The organism is Streptomyces sp. NBC_00878 (assembly GCF_026341515.1).
GTDB lineage: Bacteria > Actinomycetota > Actinomycetes > Streptomycetales > Streptomycetaceae > Streptomyces.
On record NZ_JAPEOK010000001.1, the window covers coordinates 5,316,279 to 5,337,870 of the forward strand.

Annotated in this window: 22 protein-coding genes and 1 riboswitch; of the genes, 11 read left to right on the forward strand and 11 right to left on the reverse strand. The window is 68.7% G+C overall.

Features of this window, described 5'->3' with window-relative positions; genetic code table 11:
- Positions 1-174: 174 nt before the first annotated feature.
- Positions 175-1,047: a hypothetical protein gene (locus OHA11_RS22815; RefSeq protein ID WP_266499127.1), complete on the forward strand. Its 873-nt coding sequence runs from the start codon at positions 175-177 to the stop codon at positions 1,045-1,047.
- Between the two features lie 192 nt (positions 1,048-1,239).
- Here the strand turns inward: OHA11_RS22815 and OHA11_RS22820 are convergent, their stop codons facing one another.
- Positions 1,240-2,343, reverse strand: a complete 1,104-nt coding sequence (locus OHA11_RS22820; protein WP_266499130.1) for a hypothetical protein — start codon at positions 2,341-2,343, stop codon at positions 1,240-1,242.
- Positions 2,344-2,487: 144 nt separating this feature from the next.
- The gene (thiC, locus tag OHA11_RS22825; RefSeq protein ID WP_266499132.1) at positions 2,488-4,317 is read right to left on the reverse strand and encodes a phosphomethylpyrimidine synthase ThiC; all 1,830 of its coding nucleotides are present in this window, start codon (positions 4,315-4,317) and stop codon (positions 2,488-2,490) included.
- Positions 4,310-4,466, reverse strand: a riboswitch (TPP riboswitch). It overlaps the preceding gene by 8 nt.
- 71 nt (positions 4,467-4,537) lie before the next feature.
- Here thiC and OHA11_RS22830 point away from each other — a divergent pair.
- Positions 4,538-6,034 carry a YibE/F family protein gene (locus OHA11_RS22830; protein WP_266499134.1) on the forward strand — a complete coding sequence of 499 codons (1,497 nt, stop codon included), beginning with the start codon at positions 4,538-4,540 and terminating at the stop codon, positions 6,032-6,034.
- 201 nt (positions 6,035-6,235) lie between these two features.
- Here OHA11_RS22830 and OHA11_RS22835 read toward each other — a convergent pair whose 3' ends face one another.
- From OHA11_RS22835 to OHA11_RS22850, 4 genes are all read right to left on the reverse strand, one after another.
- Positions 6,236-6,676 (reverse strand): SsgA family sporulation/cell division regulator, encoded by a 441-nt coding sequence (locus OHA11_RS22835; RefSeq protein ID WP_266499136.1) that lies wholly within the window; start codon positions 6,674-6,676, stop codon positions 6,236-6,238.
- Between the two features lie 99 nt (positions 6,677-6,775).
- A complete protein-coding gene (locus OHA11_RS22840; protein ID WP_266507383.1) occupies positions 6,776-7,543 on the reverse strand; it encodes an IclR family transcriptional regulator in 768 nt (255 codons plus the stop codon).
- 249 nt (positions 7,544-7,792) lie between these two features.
- Positions 7,793-8,005 carry a DUF5326 family protein gene (locus OHA11_RS22845; RefSeq protein WP_266499138.1) on the reverse strand — a complete coding sequence of 71 codons (213 nt, stop codon included), beginning with the start codon at positions 8,003-8,005 and terminating at the stop codon, positions 7,793-7,795.
- A gap of 174 nt (positions 8,006-8,179) precedes the next feature.
- The gene (locus OHA11_RS22850) at positions 8,180-8,497 is read right to left on the reverse strand and encodes a cupin domain-containing protein (protein WP_266499141.1); all 318 of its coding nucleotides are present in this window, start codon (positions 8,495-8,497) and stop codon (positions 8,180-8,182) included.
- 60 nt (positions 8,498-8,557) lie between these two features.
- Between OHA11_RS22850 and OHA11_RS22855 the strand changes: the two genes are divergently transcribed.
- The 5 genes from OHA11_RS22855 to OHA11_RS22875 all read left to right on the forward strand — a co-directional run bounded on the left by OHA11_RS22855 (position 8,558) and on the right by OHA11_RS22875 (position 12,254).
- Positions 8,558-8,935, forward strand: coding sequence for a phage holin family protein (locus OHA11_RS22855; RefSeq protein WP_266499143.1), 378 nt, complete (start codon positions 8,558-8,560; stop codon positions 8,933-8,935).
- 9 nt (positions 8,936-8,944) lie between these two features.
- Positions 8,945-9,448: a low molecular weight protein-tyrosine-phosphatase gene (locus tag OHA11_RS22860; RefSeq protein ID WP_266499145.1), complete on the forward strand. Its 504-nt coding sequence runs from the start codon at positions 8,945-8,947 to the stop codon at positions 9,446-9,448.
- Positions 9,445-10,584 carry a cystathionine gamma-lyase gene (locus tag OHA11_RS22865; RefSeq protein WP_266499148.1) on the forward strand — a complete coding sequence of 380 codons (1,140 nt, stop codon included), beginning with the start codon at positions 9,445-9,447 and terminating at the stop codon, positions 10,582-10,584. The genes OHA11_RS22860 and OHA11_RS22865 overlap by 4 nt, the downstream gene beginning before the upstream one ends.
- A 215-nt stretch (positions 10,585-10,799) precedes the next feature.
- Entirely contained in the window at positions 10,800-11,705 is a 906-nt protein-coding gene (locus OHA11_RS22870) for a LysR family transcriptional regulator (RefSeq protein WP_266499150.1), read from the forward strand.
- 66 nt (positions 11,706-11,771) lie between these two features.
- Positions 11,772-12,254: an NUDIX domain-containing protein gene (locus OHA11_RS22875; RefSeq protein ID WP_266499152.1), complete on the forward strand. Its 483-nt coding sequence runs from the start codon at positions 11,772-11,774 to the stop codon at positions 12,252-12,254.
- Between the two features lie 110 nt (positions 12,255-12,364).
- On the opposite strand, the gene OHA11_RS22880 is transcribed toward OHA11_RS22875, so the two are convergent.
- Together OHA11_RS22880 and OHA11_RS22885 are read right to left on the reverse strand one after the other, a co-directional pair.
- Positions 12,365-14,062 (reverse strand): globin domain-containing protein, encoded by a 1,698-nt coding sequence (locus OHA11_RS22880; protein ID WP_266499155.1) that lies wholly within the window; start codon positions 14,060-14,062, stop codon positions 12,365-12,367.
- A 418-nt stretch (positions 14,063-14,480) separates the two neighbouring features.
- A complete protein-coding gene (locus tag OHA11_RS22885) occupies positions 14,481-15,113 on the reverse strand; it encodes an HAD family phosphatase (protein ID WP_266499157.1) in 633 nt (210 codons plus the stop codon).
- Positions 15,114-15,189: 76 nt separating this feature from the next.
- On the opposite strand from OHA11_RS22885, the gene OHA11_RS22890 reads away from it, so the two are divergent.
- Positions 15,190-15,771, forward strand: coding sequence for a DUF2269 domain-containing protein (locus OHA11_RS22890; RefSeq protein ID WP_266499159.1), 582 nt, complete (start codon positions 15,190-15,192; stop codon positions 15,769-15,771).
- 5 nt (positions 15,772-15,776) lie between these two features.
- A complete protein-coding gene (locus OHA11_RS22895) occupies positions 15,777-16,643 on the forward strand; it encodes a GNAT family N-acetyltransferase (protein WP_266499160.1) in 867 nt (288 codons plus the stop codon).
- A 179-nt stretch (positions 16,644-16,822) separates the two neighbouring features.
- On the opposite strand, the gene OHA11_RS22900 is transcribed toward OHA11_RS22895, so the two are convergent.
- Together OHA11_RS22900 and OHA11_RS22905 are read right to left on the reverse strand one after the other, a co-directional pair.
- A complete protein-coding gene (locus OHA11_RS22900) occupies positions 16,823-17,242 on the reverse strand; it encodes a heme-binding protein (protein WP_266499163.1) in 420 nt (139 codons plus the stop codon).
- Between the two features lie 150 nt (positions 17,243-17,392).
- Positions 17,393-18,619: an MFS transporter gene (locus tag OHA11_RS22905; RefSeq protein WP_266499164.1), complete on the reverse strand. Its 1,227-nt coding sequence runs from the start codon at positions 18,617-18,619 to the stop codon at positions 17,393-17,395.
- Positions 18,620-18,758: 139 nt separating this feature from the next.
- On the opposite strand from OHA11_RS22905, the gene OHA11_RS22910 reads away from it, so the two are divergent.
- Both OHA11_RS22910 and OHA11_RS22915 read left to right on the forward strand, forming a co-directional pair.
- A complete protein-coding gene (locus OHA11_RS22910) occupies positions 18,759-19,223 on the forward strand; it encodes a MarR family winged helix-turn-helix transcriptional regulator (RefSeq protein ID WP_266499166.1) in 465 nt (154 codons plus the stop codon).
- Positions 19,224-19,268: 45 nt separating this feature from the next.
- Positions 19,269-19,721, forward strand: a complete 453-nt coding sequence (locus OHA11_RS22915; protein WP_266499167.1) for a GNAT family N-acetyltransferase — start codon at positions 19,269-19,271, stop codon at positions 19,719-19,721.
- Between the two features lie 236 nt (positions 19,722-19,957).
- On the opposite strand, the gene OHA11_RS22920 is transcribed toward OHA11_RS22915, so the two are convergent.
- Positions 19,958-21,181, reverse strand: a complete 1,224-nt coding sequence (locus tag OHA11_RS22920; protein WP_266491678.1) for an IS110 family transposase — start codon at positions 21,179-21,181, stop codon at positions 19,958-19,960.
- Between the last annotated feature and the right edge of the window lie 411 nt (positions 21,182-21,592).

A 21,592-nucleotide genomic window follows, 5' to 3' on the forward strand; every position in this document is an offset into this window, starting at 1 on the left:
GGGCAGGCGTCCTCCGCAGGAGGACCTACACAACCCAGGGGCAATTTCTGGAAACCCCCTGTCACCGCGTGCCGTCACCGCTCTACCATCGGCTTATCCGTAGCAGGCTCCCCTCCGTTTCTGCCCGACGGCTCGTCAGCATGCCGAGCCCCAAGCCCTACGGAGCATCGGGGGATGCACATGAACAGCGTTCCGCAGCACCTGCTGAGCGAGGACCGCCAAGAGTACGAGCGGATCCTCGATGAGGCGCTGCGCTCCGCACCACACCGTCCGGAACTCGCCGCTGTCGGTCAGCGGCTCAACCCCGAACAACTGCGCACCATGGCGCTCAACGCCACCGCTCTCATCACGGCGGCCGCGGCGACCGAGTACCAGCACTACGTGAAGGTCCGCGAGGAACTGCGCCAGCCGGCGCCGTCCACCCCTCCCGTCCGTGAAGGGTCCACCAGCACCGCGGATCCGGCCACGGGCGCGGTCGGGCTCGCCACCACCGTGGGGGAGGTCGCCGAGACCGCCGGGGCGGGTGCCGCCGCGATCGTCGCCGTGCTCGCCCCCGTGCTCGCCGGCACCGCCGCGGCGATATTCCTGCTCGTCGGGTACATCCTGAAGATGCTCGACCCTCAGCCGGGCGTCGCCCAGACTCTCCTCACCACGGGATGGGTCTTCGGTGCCATTACGGCGGCCACGATCCTGGTGGCCGCGGTCGGTCTCCTGCTCGCCGCCCTGCGCAACGGAGCCAGCTCGCTCCAGGCCGACGCGCACGGCGAACGCAGCGAGGAGGTCACCCGGGCCAAGGAAGCCTGGCACGATGCCCTCCTGGAGCGCGGCATCATGCCGTTCCTCAGGGAGGCCCTCGCCGACCCGGGTGCGGCTTCCCTCGGTCGTACGAAGCCGTCGGCGCCGATCAGCCGGATGCCCCAGCTCGGCTACAACCGGCCTGGCTTCAGCAGCCCGGACGGCGGCCCGACAGCGGGCCCCCGCCCCAGCTACTCCAGCCCGGACTTCAGCAGCCCGGACTTCGGGGGACCGGAGCACCAGCCGGAGTAGCCCCGCCCCGCCCGGGCCCGGCCCTGTGCGGGGGCCGGCAACCGGGCGCGGCCGCGGGGAGTGAGGCGCGACCGGCCGTAGCGTCGCGGGCACGTGCCCGCGACGGCCGCGTCCCGGCAGGTGCGGCCTTCATGCCGCTTCTTCACGCTCTTCCTTCATGGCGTGCCGTAATTCCGTGCCGTAATTCCGTTTCTACATGCGTCGCACGATCTGCGCGGTTGCCCGTTCGACCGGTGTGCGGCTGTAGACATGCACCAGGGCGAGGTGGAAGAGCGCCGGTGCGAGAGGGGCCCATCGGTGAACGCGGTCGGCACGCAGCATGTACTTGACCACGGTCGCGGGACGGAAAGGCACGTAATCGATGGTCTGGTGCTCCCATCGGTCCGCGACTCCCCTGCTCATACGCGTCTGCAGGCCCTCACGCGTCAGATCCTCCAGCTTGGCGTAGAAGTGGGCGCTCCAGTGACGCTTGTCGGTGTCGAGCACGAAGGCGAGCAGCTCCAGCGAGTACTCGTGAGGCTCCAGGGACAGTTCCTCGCGCATGCCCCGCCGGGCCACCGCGTGCAGGTCGGGGGCGCTCCTTCCGGAGGAGTCGATGTGCCGTGACATGCCCTCGTTGACGGAGGAGTTCCAGACACCCGGCGCCATACGGACCCGGTCGCTGCGCTGGCTCACGACCACCATGTCGTCGGCGGTCACCACCGCGATGTTCACGGCGAAGCTGCACTGCAGGAACGCGGGTGCCGACAGCGGATCGTCCGGATCGAGATAGCGGGACCGCGGGCTTGTTCCGTCGGGCAGACGCCGGTCCAGCTGTTGAGCCGCCAGAAAGGTGAAGTAGTCCGTCGGACGCAGCCGGAGATGCACTTCGGGATGCTCGTCGAGAGCGGTTCGGGACACGCTGAACGATTCGACCGCGTAGCGAGGACCGTTCCACAACGGTGTCCGGCCCTCAGCCCGCCCGCGCGTGTTCTGTTCCTCGAGCTCGGCCCGCCAGCCGACCATGTCCGAAGGCAACTCGATCTCCTCGTCGAGTACTTGGATATAGATGGATTCGGCGGATATGGACGACTCGCCATCTCCTTCGACAATCAGGGCCGAGGTGTGCAGAGGCCCCAGGGAGAAGGTTCTCCACGCCGGACTGGACTCCTCGCGCTGCCGCAGACCGCGTACGGCACGGGTCGAGCGGGTTCGCAGCCTGTACCAGCCGTTCTGCAGGGGTTGCTGGAACAGCACTGCGCACAGCATCCCCAGCACAGCGCCGACAACTCCGTTGGCCACATCGATCCCGCCCATGTCAGGCAGGGTAGGGAAGTCGATCACGTCATGCGTGATCTTGTCTCTACCGTTACGGCCTGGGACAAGGCAGCGCGTTCCTCCGCGAGGCCCCGGCCGGGATGGCCGGGACCTCGGACAAGAGGTTGAAACAGCGCGCCGGAGTCAGTCCGCCATGGGCAGGTACACCCGGTTCCCGCTCGCCGCGAACTCCTTCGACTTCTGGAGCATCCCCTCGGCGACCTCCTCGGCCGTCGCCCCCGCAGCCGCCGTGCCGCCGAACTGCTCGGTGATGCTGTGGCTGATCTTCATCGAGCAGAACTTCGGCCCGCACATGGAGCAGAAGTGCGCTGTCTTGGCGGGCTCGGCCGGGAGGGTCTCGTCGTGGAACTCCCGGGCCGTGTCAGGGTCGAGGGCCAGATTGAACTGGTCCTCCCAGCGGAACTCGAAGCGGGCGTCCGACAACGCGTCGTCCCACTCCTGTGCGCCCGGGTGTCCCTTGGCGAGGTCCGCCGCATGGGCCGCGATCTTGTAGGTGATGACGCCCGTCTTGACGTCGTCACGGTTGGGCAGGCCCAAGTGCTCCTTGGGCGTGACGTAGCAGAGCATGGCCGTGCCCCACCAAGCGATCATCGCGGCACCGATGCCGGAAGTGATGTGGTCGTACGCCGGCGCGACGTCCGTCGTCAGCGGGCCGAGCGTATAGAACGGAGCTTCATCACAGATCTCCTGCTGAAGGTCGATGTTCTCCTTGATCTTGTGCATCGGGACATGCCCCGGGCCCTCGATCATGGTCTGTACGTTGAAACGCTTCGCGACCCTCTTGAGTTCCCCGAGCGTCTTCAACTCCGCGAACTGCGCACGGTCGTTGGCGTCCGCGATCGAGCCGGGCCGCAGCCCGTCGCCCAGCGAATACGTGACGTCGTAGGCGGCGAGGATCTCGCACAGCTCCTCGAAGTTCTCGTACAGGAACGACTCCTTGTGGTGCGCCAGGCACCACGCCGCCATGATCGAGCCGCCGCGCGAGACGATGCCGGTCTTGCGGTTCGCGGTCAGCGGGACGAACGGCAGACGCACACCCGCGTGGACGGTCATGTAGTCCACGCCCTGCTCGGCCTGCTCGACGACCGTGTCCTTGTAGATCTCCCAGGTCAGCTCTTCGGCCCGGCCGTCGACCTTCTCCAGCGCCTGGTAGAGCGGGACCGTGCCGATGGGGACGGGGGAGTTCCGCAGCACCCACTCCCGGGTGGTGTGGATGTTGCGGCCGGTGGACAGGTCCATGACCGTGTCGGCGCCCCAACGGGTCGCCCACGTCATCTTCTCGACCTCCTCCTCGATGGAGGAGGTGACCGCGGAGTTGCCGATGTTGGCGTTGACCTTCACCAGGAACCGCTTGCCGATGATCATCGGCTCGATCTCCGGGTGATTGACGTTGGCCGGCAGCACGGCCCGGCCCGCGGCGATCTCCTCGCGGACAACCTCGGGAGAAACGTTCTCCCGGACAGCCACGAACTCCATCTCCTGCGTGACCTCACCCCGCCGGGCGTACGCGAGTTGCGTCACCGCCTGTCCGTCACGGCTGCGCCGGGGCTGGCGCGGGCGCCCCGGGAAGACCGCGTCGAGGTTGCGCAGTCCGCCGCGCGGCGAGGTGTGCTTGATCCCGTCGTCCTCGGGGCGGACGGGACGGCCCGCGTACTCCTCGGTGTCACCGCGGGCGATGATCCAGTTGCCGCGGAGGGGTGCGAGACCCCTGCGTACGTCGGTGTCGACGGTCGGATCGGTGTACGGGCCGGAGGTGTCGTACAGCGCGACCGACTGCCCGTTGGTGAGGTGCACCTGCCGGACCGGCACCCGCAGGTCGGGGCGCGAACCCTCGACATACCCCTTGTGCCAACCGATGGACTTCCCGGCCTCGCCGTTCTGAGACGGGGAACTCCCGGACAGGGTTCCGTTCGCCTCGCTGAAGGCAGGCATGCGTACGTCCTTGTTGGTCATGAGACCTACTCCCTACGCCGGCATTACCCGGTAACAGGTTCGGCGGTCGGCGCAGCGATTTCCGTCCGGCGATGTTCCACGTGAAACATCGCGTCTACGGAGGTCAGCGCCCTCTCAGCCCGGTGCTCCGAGCTCCCGCGTGTGCAAAGGTGCCTCCACGCTAGCGTCAGATGTGGCGCGGTGAACAGTGGGCCCGGGCTGTTCTTGCGATGATCGGTCGGTGACCACGACGCAGCAGCCCCCGCTCCCGCCGCCCGAACCGCCCCACGGACACGGCCACGACGGCCATGGGCATGGCGGCGAACCCGGGCACGGACCCCACGGCCTCGGACCGGGCGGCGGAGGCGGCCGTCCGGGCGGTGGCAACGGTGACGCGCCGGGCGGCGGCGGGCACGGCCACTCGCACAGTCATGGACCCGCAGCGCCCGTCTCGATGCACCTGCGCAAGGTCATCGCGGCCGTGCTGATCCCCTTCGCGGCTGCGGTCGTCGTCGGCCTCGTGGTGCTCTGGCCCGGTGGCGCACCGGGGCACGAGCGCACCGGTGTCGGCTTCGACCGGCAGACCCAGCAGGCCACGGTGACCAAAGTCGACGCGGTCGACTGCAAGTCGGTGAACGCCTCGGGAGGGACGCCGACCGGCGACACCTCGACCGCCGAGGGCTCGTCGGCGCAGCAACAGGCGTCCGGCACCTGCAAGAAGGCGACGGTCCGGGTCGACACCGGCAAGGACAAGGGCCGTACCTTCACGGAGATCGTCCAGCCGGATTCCTCGCGGCAGTTGAGTCAGGGCCAGGAGGTGATCGTCGCGTACGCGCCGGACGCCCCCAAGGAGCTCCAGTACGCGGTCACCGACGTGAACCGCAAGCTCCCGATGGCGTTGCTCGCCGGCATCTTCGCCCTCGCCGTGGTCGTGGTGGGCCGGATGCGTGGCGTCATGGCGCTGATCGCGCTGGCCGTCAGCTTCCTCATCCTGACGTTCTTCATCCTGCCCGCGATTCTGCAGGGCTCGAATCCCCTGGTCGTGGCGGTGGTCGGGGCGAGCGCCATCATGCTGATCGCGCTCTATTTGTGCCACGGACTCTCTGCCCGGACCTCGGTGGCGGTGCTGGGCACCCTGCTCTCCCTGCTGCTGATCGGGCTGCTCGGCTCGCTGTTCATCGACTGGGCCGCGCTGACCGGTAACACCGACGACAACACCGGCCTGATCCACGGCCTGTACCCGTCCATCGACATGAGCGGTCTGCTGCTCGCGGGCGTCATCATCGGTTCGCTCGGTGTGCTCGACGACGTGACGGTGACGCAGACGTCGGCGGTCTGGGAGTTGCACGAGGCCAATCCGACGATGGGCCGGCGCGGGCTGTACCGCGCGGGCATCCGCATCGGCCGCGATCACATCGCGTCGGTCGTCAACACGCTCGTCCTCGCCTACGCGGGCGCCGCCCTGCCGTTGCTGCTGCTCTTCTCCATCGCGCAGAGCAGTGTGGGGACGGTGGCCAACAGCGAGTTGGTCGCCGCGGAGATCGTGCGCACGCTCGTCGGCTCGATCGGACTGGTCGCCTCCGTACCGGTCACCACGGCTCTCGCGGCCGTGGTGGTCGCGGCGGACCGCCCGGAGCCCACCGCCGGGGCACAGCAACAGCAGCAGCCGGAGCCGCATCCGCAGTCGGGCGCCAAAACACCCTTGCGCGGCGGGAGCGGCCGCCGCCGCAAGCACTGAACCGGCCCGCGCCGGAACCGGTTGAGGAGGCGCAACAAGGCTTGAGGAGGCTTGAGGAGAAGCGTTACGGCAGACCGCGGTGCCGCGAACCAAGCGGCGTACGGCGTGCCAGTACGCCGGGCAGGCGGGATGCCGCCACGCCTCACCCGTACAGGACGACGTACGGCGAGCAGCGCTACGGCCGCCCGGCCCCATAGCGCTTCACCCGGTGCTCTGTTCCTCCGCCAGGATGCGGTCGAGAGCCTCGTCCAGGTGGCTGTCGAAGTCGGCGAGGGAACGCTCCTGCCCCAGCGGCACCAGCCGGTCCGTACGGTCGAGGAACGCCAGCAGCGGCGCTGTCCCGCAGCGGAACAACGCGTGGTCGCCACCCACCTGAAGCCTGATCAGCACATCGCCGAACCCCTCGGTGTCGGCGGGAGCGATGTGCACATCACCGTCCCCGCACGCCCGGCCCACCCCGTCGATCAGCAGCTCACGGCCGAAGGCCCAGGTCACCGGTGCGTCACCGGGCAGGTGGAAGGTCAGCCGCACGGCGTACGGATCACAGGTCTCATAGCGCAGCTCCACCGGGATGCGGAAGGAGAGCTCCTCCGAGACGACGAAGCTCATCATGACCTCTGCCTGTACTACCGACTCGCGCATCGCCTACCCCGTCGTTCGCCTTCGACTGGCCGGGAATCATCCACCTGACACTGCTGGCATCTTGCTGAAAGTACACACCAGATCACAAGGAGTGAGTTTTCAGATGCTGATAGAGAGCGAGAGTGTCCCCAGCAGCCTGCCGATCTCGCTCTGCAATCGCCGTGCCGCCGGCAGCAGCCGGTCGGCCTGGTGGGCCGGGAGGGAGATGGCCATCGTGCCGGCAGTACTGCCCAAGGTGATCGGAATCGCGGCGCAGACCGTACCCAGCCCGTACTCCTGACGCTCGGTCACGGGCTGCATGCGTCGCGTCGATTCGAGACGTCGCAATAGCGTGCGATCGTCACGCACCGTATAGGGCGTGAGGGACTGCACGGGGTAGCGGTCGAGATGGTCCCGGCGGGCTTCCTCGTCGAGCTGGGACAGCAGGCACTGGCCGATCGCGTGCGCGTGCCCCGTCTCGCGGAAGTCGGCCCACTCCTCGACCGCCGGATTGGCCGGGGTGTCGGCGACGCACTGGACCTCGATCTCGCCGTCGCGGTAAACCGCGTAGTACACGGGCGCACCGATCGAATCGCGCCACTGGGCGAGGGCGTCGGCGACCGTGCTGCGACGTTTCTGCTGGGCACCGCTGCTACTCAGCCGCTCGACCGCCTCGCCGAGGAAGAACAGGCCCTTCTCCCTGCGCAGATAACCCTCGTGGGTCAGGGTGCGCAGCAGGTGGTACGCCGTGGGGAGAGCGAGCCCGGCCTCGCGGGCCAGTAGCTTCGCGGGCGCCCCGTGCTCGTGACGGGCGACGGACTCCAGGAGGCGCATCGCACGCTGCACGGATCCGATGAGGGTCGTGGGATGGAGCTCGGGGGAAGGGATGTGCGGTCCTGCGGGTGCGGTGTCAACCGTGGCCAAGGCTCACTCCCGAAGCGCGAGGGGGGCCGCCCGTGCGGGGGTAACACGGGAGGGATCAGAGCGCCGCTCGCGGGGATCAACCCCGCGTCGAATTCCGGACTTTAACCGTCTGCCACCGCTCGCAGACGGCCTGTGCCGAAACTTCCCTCGCCCGAGGGAACCACCGATTCCTGTTACCGCCGGCCGGTTGCCGGCCGGCGGGTCTCCCGTCGCCTACCAGTCGCTCCTCGACGAGGAGTTCGACATGAACTTCCGTACCACGTAGATCAGTCCGCCGACCAACGCCACGAAGACCAGCAGCTTGAAGAGCAGGCCGATCACGAAACCGACGACGCTCGCTATCAGGCCGCCGAACACGACCAGGGCGATGACCGGCACCGCGACCCACTTAATCCACCACGGCATCCCCGCGAAGATCTCTCGCATCGCCCTTGTTCCTTGTCTCTCTGCCCGTTTCCGAGTGCTGTCCCTGCCCGCTCCCGAATGGTGACGGGTCTCGAATGTCCTGCCCTCGATGCTAGGCGCGGCAGGGGTGCCGACGGGGGCCTCGCACCCCTTGTCCTCCCCTGAACGTTCCCCTAGGGAACCCTGAGGCGGGTGTCAGCTCTCCGGCGGAGAGAAGACCACCAGAACCCGCAGATCCTCGCTGATGTGGTGGAACTTGTGGGCCACCCCCGCGGGTACGTACACGACGCTGCCGCGTGCCACCTGGGTCGTCTCCATGCCGACCGTGATCGCGGCACGGCCGCTCACGACGAAGTACACCTCGTCCTGGCGGTGGGGCTGTTGCGGGTCCTGCACCCCCGCGTCCAGCGCGTAGAGGCCGACCGACATGTTCTTCTCACGCAGGAACTGGAGGTACGCGCCGTCGTTGGCGGCGCGCTCCGCCTCCAGTTCGTCCAGCCGGAATGCCTTCATCGCCCTTGTCCGCCCTTGCCCCACTGCTCGTATCCGATCTCGTCTGTCACGATCAGACACATGAACAATTTCGTAGTCAAGACGATCGCCAACGCGGGTGCGCTGGCTGTCGCCGTGTGGATTCTCGACAAGATCACCCTGACCGGCGACAGCGCGGGCAAGAAGTTCGGCACGCTGCTGCTCGTCGCGCTGGTCTTCGGCCTGGTGAACTTCCTGGTCAAGCCGATCGTGCAGATACTCACGTTCCCCCTGTTCATCCTCACGCTCGGCCTGATCACCCTGGTGGTCAACGCCCTGATGCTGCTGATCACGTCGTGGCTGGCGGACGTGTTCGACCTGAGTTTCCACGTCGACGGCTTCTGGACCGCCGTCCTGGGCGGCCTGATCATCTCGATCGTCTCCTGGGCGCTGAACGTCGTCCTCCCCGACAAGGACTGAGCGACCTTGATGCCTTTTCGCGTGTGCTTCGTCTGCACCGGCAACATCTGCCGCTCCCCGATGGCCGAGTCCGTCTTCCGCGCGCGGGTGGCGGAGGCCGGGCTCGACGGCTTGGTCGTGGTGGACAGCGCCGGCACCGGCGGCTGGCACGAGGGCGACGGCGCCGACCCGCGCACCGTCTCCGTCCTCGAAGCCGGCGGCTACGAAGGCGCCCATGCCGCCCGGCAGTTCCGGGCCGACTGGTTCGCCCGGCTCGACCTGGTCATAGCTCTCGACGCCGGCCATCTCACGGCCCTGCGCCGCCTCGCCCCCACTGAGGCCGACGCGGAGAAGGTCCGGCTGCTGCGCTCGTACGACCCTGCCGTCGCACTCGCCACGGGAACCGGCCTCGACGTACCGGACCCCTACTACGGGGGTCTGGACGGCTTCGAGGAGTGCCTTGAGATGGTGGAGGCGGCGAGCCCCGGTCTGCTCGCCGCGGTGCGGGAGCAAGTGGAGGGACAGGCGGCATGACAGATTCCGTTACGGGCGCCGGCGACGGCACACGCGCGGTGCGGGCGGGGCTGCCCGAGCCCGTCAGGCACGAACCGACCCTCCCGGGGCCGGTCTTCGCCGCCCACTTCCATCTGCCGGGCGACCCCACGGGCCCGTACACCTACGGCCGCGACGACAACCCGACCTGGACCCATCTGGAGCGCGCCATCGGCGAGCTGGAGGCACCGGAGCAGGACGGCGTCGAGACGCTCGTCTTCGCCTCCGGCATGGCCGCCATCTCGGCCGTCCTCTTCTCGCAGCTGAGCGCCGGCGACACCGTGGTGCTGCCCAACGACGGCTACCAGGTACTGCCGCTCGTGCGCACGCAGCTGGAGGCGTACGGAATCGAGGTGCGGACCGCGCCGACCGGCGGCGACGCCCAGCTCGACGTCCTCGACGGCGCGAGGCTGCTGTGGATCGAGACCCCGTCGAACCCGGGGCTCGACGTGTGCGACGTGCGGCGGCTCGTCGAGGCGGCCCGCGCGCGTGGCTGCCTGGTCGCCGTCGACAACACCCTGGCGACGCCGCTCGGGCAGCGCCCGCTGGAGCTGGGCGCCGACTTCTCCGTGGCCAGCGGCACCAAGCAGCTCAGCGGGCACGGTGACATCCTTCTGGGGTACGTCACCGGTGGCGACGCCTCGGTGATGGCCTCCGTGCGGCGCTGGCGCAAGATCGTCGGGGCGATTCCGGGTCCGATGGAGGCGTGGCTCGCGCACCGCTCTCTCGCGACACTCCAGTTGCGCGTGGACCGGCAGAACGCCAACGCGCTGGTGATCGCCGAGGCCCTGCGCGACTGGCCCGAGGAGCTCAGGGTCCGATATCCGGGACTGCCCGGCGACCCCTCGTACAAGATCGCTTCGCAGCAGATGCGGCGCTTCGGGTGCGTGGTGTCGTTCACGCTGCCCACGCGCGCGCGTGCCGACCGTTTTCTCGACGCGCTGCGGCTGGTGGACGACGCGACCAGCTTCGGCGGAGTGCGGTCGACGGCCGAGCGGCGCGGCCGCTGGGGCGGTGACGCGGTGCCGGAGGGCTTCATCCGTTTCTCGGCCGGTGCCGAGGATGCGGAGGACCTGGTGGCCGATGTGCTGCGCGCGCTCGACGAGTCGGCACAGTGAGCATTCCTGAGTGACCGGGTCAGTGGCCCGCGTACATACGGCGGACGGTCCGAGCCTCCCCCCTCGTGGCTCGGACCGCCCCGGTTCTGCGCGCGAAGAACCGCGCGAACAAGGCTAGTTGACTCTGTGTCAGTGTCCAATCACAGTAGCGACAGAGACCTATCGACATATTTATAGTTGAGGGCTTCCGGGGAGCTGGGGAGAGAAGGGACGCCATGGATCTGGCCTTACTGCGGACCTTCGTGACCGTGCACCGGGCCGGCTCCTTCACCCGCGCCGCCGCTCTGCTCGGCCTCTCGCAGCCGGCCGTCACCTCCCAGATCCGGACCCTCGAACGACAGCTGGGACGCCCTCTCTTCCTGCGTCAGGCCCGCGGAGTGACCCCCACGACCATGGGCGACGAGCTCGCCCACAAGGCGGCACCCCACCTCGACGCCCTCGTGGAGATCACCGAGACCGGCCTCGACGAGGACTCCTCCATACGCACCCTTCACCTCGCCGGACCGCCGGAGTTCACCGCCGAACGCGCCCTGCCCGCGCTCACCGAGCTGACCGGGGAGGACGGCCAGAGCTTCGCGCTCCGTGCCTCCTTCGGCAACGCGGAGGAGACACTGGAAGGACTCGCCGCCGGACATCACGATCTGGCCATCAGTACGGCCCGTCCACGCGGCGCCCTGCTCACCGCGACTCCGCTCTGCGACGAGGAGCACGTCCTGGTCGCCGCCCCACGCTGGGCCGACCGCCTCGGCTCCCACAAGCTGCGGCACCGGGGCGAGCCCTCCCTGGAGAACTTCCCCGTCGTGGAGGTGCACGAGACACTGCCGTTCGTCGCCCGCTACTGGGCCTCCGTCTTCGACTCCCGCCCGGCCGCCTCGGGCACCGTCATCGTTCCCGACCTGCGTGCAGTGCTCGCCTGCACGATCACGGGTGCCGGGCTGGCGGTGCTGCCACGCTATCTGTGCGCACCGGCTCTGGAGCGGGGGGACGTGGTCGCACTGATCGAACCCCCGGTGCCCCCGCTTCGTACGTACTTCCTGGTCGTGCGCACCGGCACCCTGGCCATGCCCCATATTGCGCGGGCGCACGAGTGGCTCATGCACGCCGCCACCGGCTGGTCATGACGGAGATGCACCACCTCGTCAAGAGGGCGATGTTTCACGTGGAACCAACCGGGCCACATTTCTCCCATGACCGTCCGACCCGTGGTCAAGCGCACCGCCCGAGCCGTCCTGCTGGACGGCGACGACTTGGTTCTCATCAAGCGGACCAAGCCCGGCGTCGATCCCTACTGGCTGACGCCCGGCGGCGGGGTCGAGCCGGAGGACACGACCGTCGTCGACGCGCTCCATCGTGAGGTGCACGAGGAACTCGGCGCCAAGATCAGCGATGTCGTGCCCTGTTTCGTCGACACCGTCGAACACATCGGCGCGGACGGCGGCGCGACCGGCGTAAAAGTCCAGCACTTCTTCGTCTGCCGCCTGGAATCCATGGACCCCTCGTTGCGTCACGGCCCCGAGATCGAGGAGCCCAGCGGCGAGTACGAGATCGTACGGATCCCCTTCACCCGCGTGGGCATCGCTTCCGTCCATCTCGTACCGCTGTCGTTGCGGCACTACCTCGACGGGAACATCGAGGGCGTACGGGCGATGCACGCACCCGACCTGGGCTGACGGCTCACTCGCTCCGTAAGACCCCGGGGCGGCCCCGTTCCGCGTGCCTCGTTCCGCGTGCCCCGTGGCCTGGCGTCAGGCCGCTGTCCGCGTCGTTCTTCGTCCGAAGGTCAGTCTCCGGTCGCGGCGAGTTCCTCCACCGCGTCGTGACGGATCCGTTCCGGCGGGATACCGATGTCCCTGAGCGCGTCCACGCCACTGCGGATCATGCCGGGCGGACCCGACAGGTACGCGTCGTACTCGTTCCACGGCCCGTATGCGCGTATGGCGTCGGGGAGCTGCAGATGCGCCCGCTGGTCGACTATCGGGCGCACCGCGAGCCAGGGGTGGCTCTGCTGGAGCCGGAGCATCGTGTCGATGTCGTACAGGTCGTGATCGGTGCGGGCTCCGTAGAAGACCTCGACCGGGCGCCGCTCACCGTGCTCGGCGACATCCTCGACGAGGGCCTTGATCGGCGCGATGCCGGTACCGCCGCCCAGACAGAGCAGACCGCTATCGGTGGTGTGGTCGACGGTCATCGAGCCGGCCGGGGGGCCGAGCCGGACGACATCGCCAGGGCGGGCTCGGTGCACCAGCGCGTTGGAGACCCAGCCCGCCGGAATCGCCTTCACGTGGAACGACAGCAGTCCGTCGGAGCGGGGAGCCGAGGCGAACGAGTAGTGCCGCCAGATCCGGGGCCACCATGGCGTCTCCAGGCTCGCGTACTGCCCGGCGAGGAAGGGGTACGGCTGGTTGGGGCGGACCGTGATGACGGCGACCTCTGGAGTCCTGAGGTCGTGCGAGACCACCTCGGCGTGCCACCAGGCCGGAGCACGCAGTTCGTCCGCGGCCGCAGCGTCGATCATGACCTGCGAGATCGTCGTGTACGCCCGGACCCAGGCAGCCTCGGTCTCCTCGTCCCAGACCGCCGAGCCGAACCGGCTGAGCGAGCCGATCAGGCACTCGCCGACGGCCGGATAGTGCTCGGGTCGGGTGCCGTACTTGCGGTGGCCACGACCGAGGTTCCTGAGATACGCGACCAGGATCTCGGTGTTGTCGATGTGTTCGGCCGCGGTCAGCAGTGCCCTGAGTAGCCGGTCCCGCTGAGTGTCCATCGCGGCGGGGAAGAGCGAGCGCAGTTCCGGGTGCCGCACGAAGAGCAGGGCGTAGAAGTACGAGGTGACCTTGTCGGCGACGGGGCCCACCTCGGCCATGGTGCGGCGGATGAGGATGGCGTCGGGGGAGGCGGTCTGCGCGGGTGCGGGAACGGAGACGGGCGCGGAGCCGCGGGCTGCCCGCTGGTCGGGGACGCGAGGAGCGTGGTCGATCTCGGGTGGAGCGGTGTGTGCCTCAGGGGTGGGTGTCGCCTCGTGGGCCATGGCCGGTGTCGCGGTCGGTCCGGCGGGAGTGGCACTGGCGTGCGGGCCATCGACGGGCGCGGACCCGGCATACGGGCCGTCAGCGGGCGCAGCACCGGTATACGGGGCGTCGGCGGCGGGCACGGACCTGTCGTCGTAGGTGGGGTCGCCGTGGGCGGAGCCGCCGTCAGGAGGGCCCGCATGCCGACCGACTGCCTCCGTGGAGCCGGTGTCGGCTCGTTCGGCGTCGGAGACGGTCTCGACGGACGGAGATATTCGTTGCCTCGCTGCGGCGCCGGCACCCGTCGCGGTCCTGCCGACGGGGCGCAGCCCGGCCAGGCGGCGACCCTCGGTCGTCTCCTGCTCGCCGCCCGCAGGCGGCTCCGGCGGCTTGTGCGGCGTGAACCAGCCGCCTCCGCCACTACCCCCTGAAGTGCCGTTGTCGGCCGACGTGGTGGTCGGAGCGTCCATGGTGTGCCTCGCCTCGAACATCTTTCGGTCGGTCTGCGCACTTCCTCGATCGGAAGATGCCTGCTTTCCCCCGCAGACTGCTTGCTTTCCCCGTTCCGCCCCGGCGGCCATTGGCGACCACATTGAACCCGGAATCCCACACCCTACGGACAAGGAAGCCGAGAGTGTGACATTGGCCGCACTACCGCCATCGAAGCATCCCATCCCCGCACCAACACCCCAGCCACGTAACCGGAAATGAGGGTCTTCGATCTCTCTGTCCCGTTAGGCTGCATTGCCCTGCGTTCACCCAGGCGAGATGTGCGGACATCACACCGGACACGAACCGGAGTCGACCATACCGGCCACGGTCCGGCATACAAGTCCCCCCTTGGCCACGCCGGGAACTGATAGGGAACCTGACCATCAATTCCCTCAATTACCGGGCAGGGCGCACCAATTCATAGGCATCCCGCAGATCCCGCCCGACGTAGGAGTGGGTGGCGAGACCTTCCAGATGCCGGTCCGCATTGACGGCGACGGATACCGGAACCACCCCGAAAAGGTCCCTGTCCGACATCGAGTCGCCGTACGCGACGCAGTCGGCCCTCGCCACCCCGAACTCTGCGCAGAGCCGGTCCGCGATCCGTACCTTGGCCGCCGCACTCAGAATCCCGGCAGGGTCCACCGGCTCGGTGAACGGCACGGCGGGGAAGCGTGATCCGTACGCCGCGTGTGCGCCCCACCCCGTCAGCCGCTCGACGAAGAAGGAGGGTGAGAGCGAGACGACGGCGCAGTAGTCGCCGCTCCCCCTGATCTCCGCCCAGACGTCCTTGATGCCCTCCAGCCACGGCGCGCTCGCGAAAGCCGTCGCCACATGTGCTTCGGTGAGGTCCGTCCAGAGCGCGTGTACCCGCGTCGCGTACTCCGGTGGGCCTATGAGTCCCGTGCCGATCGCCTCATCGAGCGCCATGGTCTCGGCTTCCAGGCCGAGCTGCCGGGATATTTCTACGGGCGCCGAGGTGCCATGCAGCAACGTCCCGTCCAGATCGAAGAGATGAAGTCTCGCCATGTACGCCGAGGCTAGTACGTGGGGTTACTCCCGCTGTCAGACGTACTCGCCGCTCCCGCCCGGCACGGTGTTTCACGTGAAACTAAGCCGCCCCGCACGCCGGGCCACCCTCGTCGTCCATGTAGCCGCCTCCGCGGGCTGGCTCGGGCTCACGCTCGGGCTGCTCGCCCTGGGGATCACCGCGACCACCACAGGGTCCGCGGTAACCGTGGAGGCCTCCGTCCGCGCCATGAAGCTGTTCGCCGACTGGCTTCTGCTCCCCCTCGCGTTCCTCACGCTCCTGAGCGGTCTGGTGCTGTCCTTGGGCACGCCGTGGGGGCTGGCAAGGCATCGCTGGGTCTACATCAAGTTCTGGCTGACCCTCGCCACGACCACCGCCACTGTCTTCGCGCTGCGCCCCGGCGTCGGATCCGCCGTCACGGCCGTTTCGGCGGGCGGACCGCTGCCCGACCCCGGTGACGTTCTGTTCGGGCCGATCGTCTCGCTGTCCGCCTATCTCTTCATGACGGTGATCTCGATCCTCAAGCCCTGGGGACTGACTCGGCGCGGGCGGAGGCTGCGTGAGCAGAAGCCGCGTGGACAAGAACCGCGTGGGCAAAAGATCAGTACAGCCGCCCGGAAACCGGTGGACGTCGAGCGTACGGGTCAGACAGCCTGACCTGCGTGTCGACTCCTTCCCCCACCTCTCTGCCCATCCGTCGTCTGACCCCGCGCGATCTCGTCGCCTGCGCCGATCTTTGCGAGAACCGCGGTTGGCCTCGCGAGGAACACAAGTGGAGCCTCCTTCTCGCGGCCGGCACGGGCTTCGGCATCGACGACCCCGACGGGGGCCTCGTCACTGCCTGCGTCGTGACCTCGTACGGGCCTCGGGACCGCCCCGGGCTGGCCGCCATCGGCATGGTGCTGGTCGCCGAGCGGCACGCCCGCCAGGGCGTCGGACGCCGACTGATGCGGCATGTCGTCGCCGAACTGGGCACCACACCGTTGACGCTGCACGCGACACCGTACGGGCGCCCTCTCTACGAGGAGCTGGGCTTCAAGGCCATCGGGCGGACCGAGATGGTCCGCGGCCACTTCGTTCCAGGCGGCCCGGAGCCCGAAGTCGCCACACGCGCGGCCACGGCCGGGGACCTCACCGCGATCCTCCGGCTCGACGAAGAGGTCTTCGGTACCGATCGCACGCACATGATCACGCGCCTGCCCGCCTTCGCCGACCAGCTGCGAGTCGCCGAGCAGGACGGACGGATCTCCGGGTATGCCGCCGCCTGGCCCAACATGGACAACCACGTCGTGGGCCCGCTGATCGCTCAGGACACGGAGACGGCCAAGGCACTCATCGCCTCGCTGGCCGCCCGAACCGACCGCGTGCTGCGCACCGACATCGACGTACGGCACGAGGAGTTGCTGGTCTGGGTGAAGGAACGCGGGCTCGCCTCCGCGGGCTTCAACGCGGTCATGACGTTCGGCATCGGGGAGTTGCCCGGCGACTGGACGCGGCGATTCGCTCCGCTCACGGTGGCGGCGGGCTGAGGAGTCGAGGAAAGGCTGAGCCGAGGATGAGCTGAGCGGAAGGTGAACTGAGCGAGGTGAGCTGAGCCGACGGCTGGGAGTTCGGCGGCCAACGCCGAAGCGCCTGCCCTGGATGGGCAGGCGCTTCGGCTTTCCCGGCGTTCGGGTGTTTCTTGGCGCTCCAGCGCTTCCGATGGCTGCTAGGCGAGCGCCTTCACTGCCGCGGTGGCAAAGGTGTGGTCCTGCTCGGGCGCGCCGCCGCCGACTCCGATCGCGCCGATCAGACGACCGTCACGGTGGACAGGGACACCGCCCGCGATGAAGAGAAGCGGGCGGTCGAGCGCGGTGGGCAGGGTGTGGAAGAGGCCACCCGGCTGGACCGCGTCGACAAGGTCGGCGGTGGGGGTGTCCAGCTGCAGTGCCGTGTACGCCTTGCGGGTGCTGGTCTCACCGGAGATCAGTACGGCCCGGTCGTCACGCCGGAAGGCAAGCAGATGGCCGCCCGCGTCGAGGACGGTGACGCTGACCGTCACATCGGCGGCTTCCGCGGCCCGACGGGCGGCGGTGACGAGAACCTCGGCGTCCTGGATGGTCAGCGGGGCGACAGCGGTGGTGCTCATGAGGGGTTTCTCCTTGGTGGGGTGGACTGTGTGAGTGGGGGACTTGTTCAGGTTGGGAGGTGGCTTGTTCAGGGGTGTGGTGGGACGCGGGGGCGGGCCTGACCCCACGACTGACCACGTCAGGACAGATACCGCCACCCAGACAGCGAGTCAGGGGTGGACTGTGGCCTTCTGCTGTACGGACTCGGTCGGCGCAGCCCCGGTGACAACCAGGCTGTCGACGTCGTCGGTGGCGGCCCGGCGCTCCAGAGCGGCCGAGAGGACGGCGAGCACCAGGGCAGCGGCCGCGAGAACGGCACCGACCCAGTTGGGAGCGGTGTAGCCGAGGCCGGCTGCGATGACGAGGCCGCCGAGCCAGGCGGAGAGGGCGTTGCCGAGGTTGAAGGCGCCGATGTTCACGGCGGAGGCGAGCGTCGGGGCGCCGTGCGCCTGGTCGAGCACCCGCTTCTGGAGCGGCGGCACGGTGGCGAACCCGAGGGCACCGATCAGCGTGATGGTCACAGCCGCCGCGATCTTGTTGTGCGCGGTGAGCGTGAAGAGGGCGAGTACGACCGCGAGCGCGCCCAGAGAGACGTACAGCATCGGCATCAGGGCACGGTCGGCGAACCTGCCGCCGACGAGGTTGCCGCCGACCATGCCGAGGCCGAAGAGCACGAGCAGCCAGGTGACGGAGCCGTCGGCGAAACCGCCCACGTGCGTCATCATCGGCGCGATGTAGGTGATCGCCGCGAAGACACCGCCGAAGCCGAGGACGGTCATCGCCATGGCCAGCAGCACCTGGACGTTCTTGAACGCGGCCACCTCGTGGCGCAGGCGCACGCCTTCCGGCTTGGGCATGTCGGGGACGAGCTTGGCGATGCCCGCCAGGCCGAGAACACCCAGGACCGCGACGATCGTGAAGGTCACGCGCCAGCCGACGGACTGACCGATGAGGGTGCCCAGCGGTACGCCGATTACGTTGGCGACGGTCAGGCCCGTGAACATCATCGAGATGGCGCCTGCCTTCTTGTCAGGCGCGACGAGGTCCGCGGCGACGACCGAGCCGATGCCGAAGAAGGCGCCGTGCGCGAGCGACGCGACCACGCGGCCGATCAGCATCACGGAGAAGGAGGGCGCGATGGCGGAGAGCAGGTTCCCGACGATGAAGAGCCCCATCAGGAGCATCAGCATCCGCTTGCGGGACACCTTGGTGCCGAGGACCGTCATGAGCGGCGCGCCGAACATGACGCCGAGCGCGTAGCCGGTCACGAGGAAGCCCGCGGTGGGGATGGAGACACCGAAGTCACTCGCGACATCGGGCAGCAAGCCCATGATCACGAACTCGGTGGTGCCGATTCCGAAGGCCCCGATCGCGAGGGCCAGAAGCGCGAGAGGCATGGGGATACCCTTCCAAGGTGGTTGCAGGAGCGCTTTACGTGCGTTCACAATACTTGCAGACGCGGGCTATATGCAAGCGCGGACTATTGCGACTGTGCTCTATCCTGGTGTGAGCCGCTCCGGGACGGAGGAAAACGCCATGACAGCGACGGACCCCGCGCTCACCGCCCTTGCCCAGGGCTGGTGTGCCCTCTCTCTGCTGCACGGGAGGATCGAGGCGCACATCGAACGGGCCCTGCAGTCCAAGCACAACCTGAGCGTTCGCGAGTACTCGCTCCTCGACGTTCTCAGCCGTCAGCACGACGGTGACGGCGGCCACCTGCAGATGAAGCAGGTCGCCGACGCGGTCGTCCTCAGCCAGAGCGCCACCACACGACTGGTGACCCGGCTCGAGGACCGCGGGCTGCTCTTGCGCTACCTGTGCCCGACCGACCGCCGCGGCATCTACACGAACGTCAGCGAGGCAGGTCTCAAGCTCCTCGACGAGGCCCGGCCCACCAATGACGCCGCCCTGCGCGAGGCGCTCGACGAAGCGGCCAGGAATCCCGAACTGGCTCCGCTGGTCCGCGTCGTGGAGTCCGCGAGCGTACCGGCCCCCTCGTAGGCCGCACCGCAGCTGCCTCGGGGCGCGTCTGCGTAGGCTGACGTCATGGGAGATCTTGAGATACGACCGGCCGGAGCGGACGATGTCCCCGCCATCGTCTCGATGCTCGCCGACGACCCACTGGGGGCGCAGCGAGAATCACCGGACGACCTGAGCCCCTATCTGACCGCCCTGGAGCGCCTGAGCGGCGACCCGAACCAGCATCTGGTCGTCGCCGTGCGTGAGGGCCGTGTCGTCGGCACGCTCCAACTCACGATCATTCCGGGGCTGTCCCGCAAGGGCGCGACCCGCTCGATCATCGAAGGCGTACGCGTCCATGCCGATGAGCGCGGCAGCGGCCTGGGCACCCGCTTCATCGAGTGGGCGATCGACCGTTCCCGGAGCGAGGGCTGCCAGTTGGTGCAGTTGACCTCCGACGTCAGCCGCACCGACGCCCACCGGTTCTACGAACGGCTCGGCTTCACGGCATCCCACGTCGGGTTCAAGCTGCAGCTCTGAGACGCATCCCAACGAGGGAGTCGGTCCACAGGTCCGTGTACGGGGAGGGGGGTGCCCCTATCTGTTTCGTCAACCCTGGTGGGGCTGACTTGTAGGGGTTGATCCGGGTTTTCGGGGACGTCTGGCGAAGCGGGATGTCCCCGGTGGATCAGGTGCTTGTTGGGCAGCCTGGTGGGCGGCTCGGCTCGTGGCCGTGCCGGTGTGCGGGCGGGACGGGGTCGCCAAGGGCAGGGTCGTCAGGCTACGAGGTCGACGTCGCTGGGGGTGTGTGGTTCGTAGAGGGCGCCGGTGCGGATCATCGCGTGGATGACGTTCACGCGTTGCCGGGCGAGGCGGAGGATTGCCTGGGTGTGGGTCTTGCCGCGTGCGCGTTGCCGGTCGTAGTAGGTCCGGGAGGACGGGTCGGTTTTGCAGCCGATCGCGGCGAACGCGGCCTGGAACAGGGCTCGTTTGAGGAGCCGGTTGCCGCGGTGGGGTGCGTGCTCGCCGCGAATCGAGGTGCCCGAGGACTTCGTGGCCGGGGCGAGTCCGGCGTAGGAGGCGAGGTGTCCGGCGGTGGGGAAGCCGGTGCCGTCACCGATCGCGACGATCACGGCCGCTGTGGTCCTGACGCCGAGGCCGGGCAGAGACGTCAGGAGGTGGAAAAGAGGGAGGGCCTCCAGCAGGGCGGCGATCTCCTGCTCGGTGGCCCGGCGCTGGGTGTGGGCGGCGGCGAGCTGGGCGGCCAGGCCGGGCACGATCAGCGCGGATGCCTCGGTGCCGGGAACGACCAGGGTCTGCTCGGCGAGCGCGTCGAAGATCTCGGTGGTGAGGTGGTGGGCCTTGCGCGAGCCGTGTGCCTTGAGCAGGGCCTCGCAGCGGGCCCGGCCGAGTTTCTTCAGTCTCGCCGGGGAGCCGTGCCGTTGGAGGAGGGCCTGGATATAGGGGTAGGCCAGGCGCGGGCCGAGCACGCGCTCGAGAGAGGGGTGGATCTGGGAGAGCAAGCCGCGCAGCCGGTTGGTGGCGCGGTTGACCTCGCCGGCCAGGTCGTTGTCGTAGCCGGTGAGCATGGTCAGCTCGGCCAGCACCTCGTCGTCGCGGTCCACCGCGCGCAGGGTGTGCGGCATGGTGCGGGCGGTCTCGGCGATCACGAACGCGTCGCGGACGTCGGTCTTGGCCTCGCCCGGGTGCAGGTCGGCGGCCCGCCGCATCGACAGACCGGGCAGGTAGGCCACCCGGCAGCCCGCCGCGCGGGCCACCGTCAGCGGCAGCGCGCCGATGTTGGCGACCTGGTCCACGATCACCAGGACAGTGCCGAACTTCGCCACCAGCCTGGTGAACAGTTCCAGCAGTTCCGGCTCGGTGTTGGGCAGCCGCTTGTCGTGCACGGTTGTGCCGTCCTCGGTCCGGCCGTGGGCGTGGTGGAACTCCTTGCCCAGGTCCAGGCCGAGGAAGAGATCTATCGCGGTCGTGTCGACCATGTGCGCGTGCCCCTCGCCACTCGTCTCCTCAACTCCTGGCCGTCCCTGTGGCACCACACGCCGGCAACCACGTTACGCAGACATGCCGCCCGTAAAGCGGCCCGGCATTTGCGCCGGACCAGGCGGTCGTCAGGCCCCTCATCAGCGGTCAAGCGGTGCCCCGAAGCCCGGCGGCAACACCCCCCAGGTCATCCACTTCGACAGGGGGCACACAGCCATACCGGACCCGGGGGCCAGGCGCCCCATTGCGGGGCCACGAAAAAGGTAACTGTGAGAGTAGAGCTGCGGCCCGGGTTGGGCTGCTGTCAGGATCGACGCCGACGTTCCGGCATGACTCACAAGGTAACTGACGGCTCGTCAGAGCTTGTCGTGCCCCCGAGATGTCTGCTGGACGTCGGCGTCGGCCTGGCC

Excerpts from the sequence above, each read along its gene's own strand:
- OHA11_RS22835 (WP_266499136.1), bottom strand. The coding sequence starts at position 6,676 with ATGCGCGAGTCGGTAGTACAGGCAGAGGTCATGATGAGCTTCGTCGTC.
- OHA11_RS22860 (WP_266499145.1), top strand. The coding sequence starts at position 8,945 with ATGCCTTTTCGCGTGTGCTTCGTCTGCACCGGCAACATCTGCCGCTCC.
- OHA11_RS22845 (WP_266499138.1), bottom strand. The coding sequence starts at position 8,005 with ATGCGAGAGATCTTCGCGGGGATGCCGTGGTGGATTAAGTGGGTCGCG.
- OHA11_RS22850 (WP_266499141.1), bottom strand. The coding sequence starts at position 8,497 with ATGAAGGCATTCCGGCTGGACGAACTGGAGGCGGAGCGCGCCGCCAAC.
- OHA11_RS22875 (WP_266499152.1), top strand. The coding sequence starts at position 11,772 with ATGACCGTCCGACCCGTGGTCAAGCGCACCGCCCGAGCCGTCCTGCTG.
- OHA11_RS22870 (WP_266499150.1), top strand. The coding sequence starts at position 10,800 with ATGGATCTGGCCTTACTGCGGACCTTCGTGACCGTGCACCGGGCCGGC.
- OHA11_RS22815 (WP_266499127.1), top strand. The coding sequence starts at position 175 with ATGCACATGAACAGCGTTCCGCAGCACCTGCTGAGCGAGGACCGCCAA.
- OHA11_RS22880 (WP_266499155.1), bottom strand. The coding sequence starts at position 14,062 with ATGGACGCTCCGACCACCACGTCGGCCGACAACGGCACTTCAGGGGGT.
- OHA11_RS22820 (WP_266499130.1), bottom strand. The coding sequence starts at position 2,343 with ATGGGCGGGATCGATGTGGCCAACGGAGTTGTCGGCGCTGTGCTGGGG.
- OHA11_RS22855 (WP_266499143.1), top strand. The coding sequence starts at position 8,558 with ATGAACAATTTCGTAGTCAAGACGATCGCCAACGCGGGTGCGCTGGCT.
- OHA11_RS22865 (WP_266499148.1), top strand. The coding sequence starts at position 9,445 with ATGACAGATTCCGTTACGGGCGCCGGCGACGGCACACGCGCGGTGCGG.
- OHA11_RS22915 (WP_266499167.1), top strand. The coding sequence starts at position 19,269 with ATGGGAGATCTTGAGATACGACCGGCCGGAGCGGACGATGTCCCCGCC.
- OHA11_RS22900 (WP_266499163.1), bottom strand. The coding sequence starts at position 17,242 with ATGAGCACCACCGCTGTCGCCCCGCTGACCATCCAGGACGCCGAGGTT.
- thiC (WP_266499132.1), bottom strand. The coding sequence starts at position 4,317 with ATGACCAACAAGGACGTACGCATGCCTGCCTTCAGCGAGGCGAACGGA.
- OHA11_RS22910 (WP_266499166.1), top strand. The coding sequence starts at position 18,759 with ATGACAGCGACGGACCCCGCGCTCACCGCCCTTGCCCAGGGCTGGTGT.
- OHA11_RS22885 (WP_266499157.1), bottom strand. The coding sequence starts at position 15,113 with ATGGCGAGACTTCATCTCTTCGATCTGGACGGGACGTTGCTGCATGGC.
- OHA11_RS22905 (WP_266499164.1), bottom strand. The coding sequence starts at position 18,619 with ATGCCTCTCGCGCTTCTGGCCCTCGCGATCGGGGCCTTCGGAATCGGC.
- OHA11_RS22920 (WP_266491678.1), bottom strand. The coding sequence starts at position 21,181 with ATGGTCGACACGACCGCGATAGATCTCTTCCTCGGCCTGGACCTGGGC.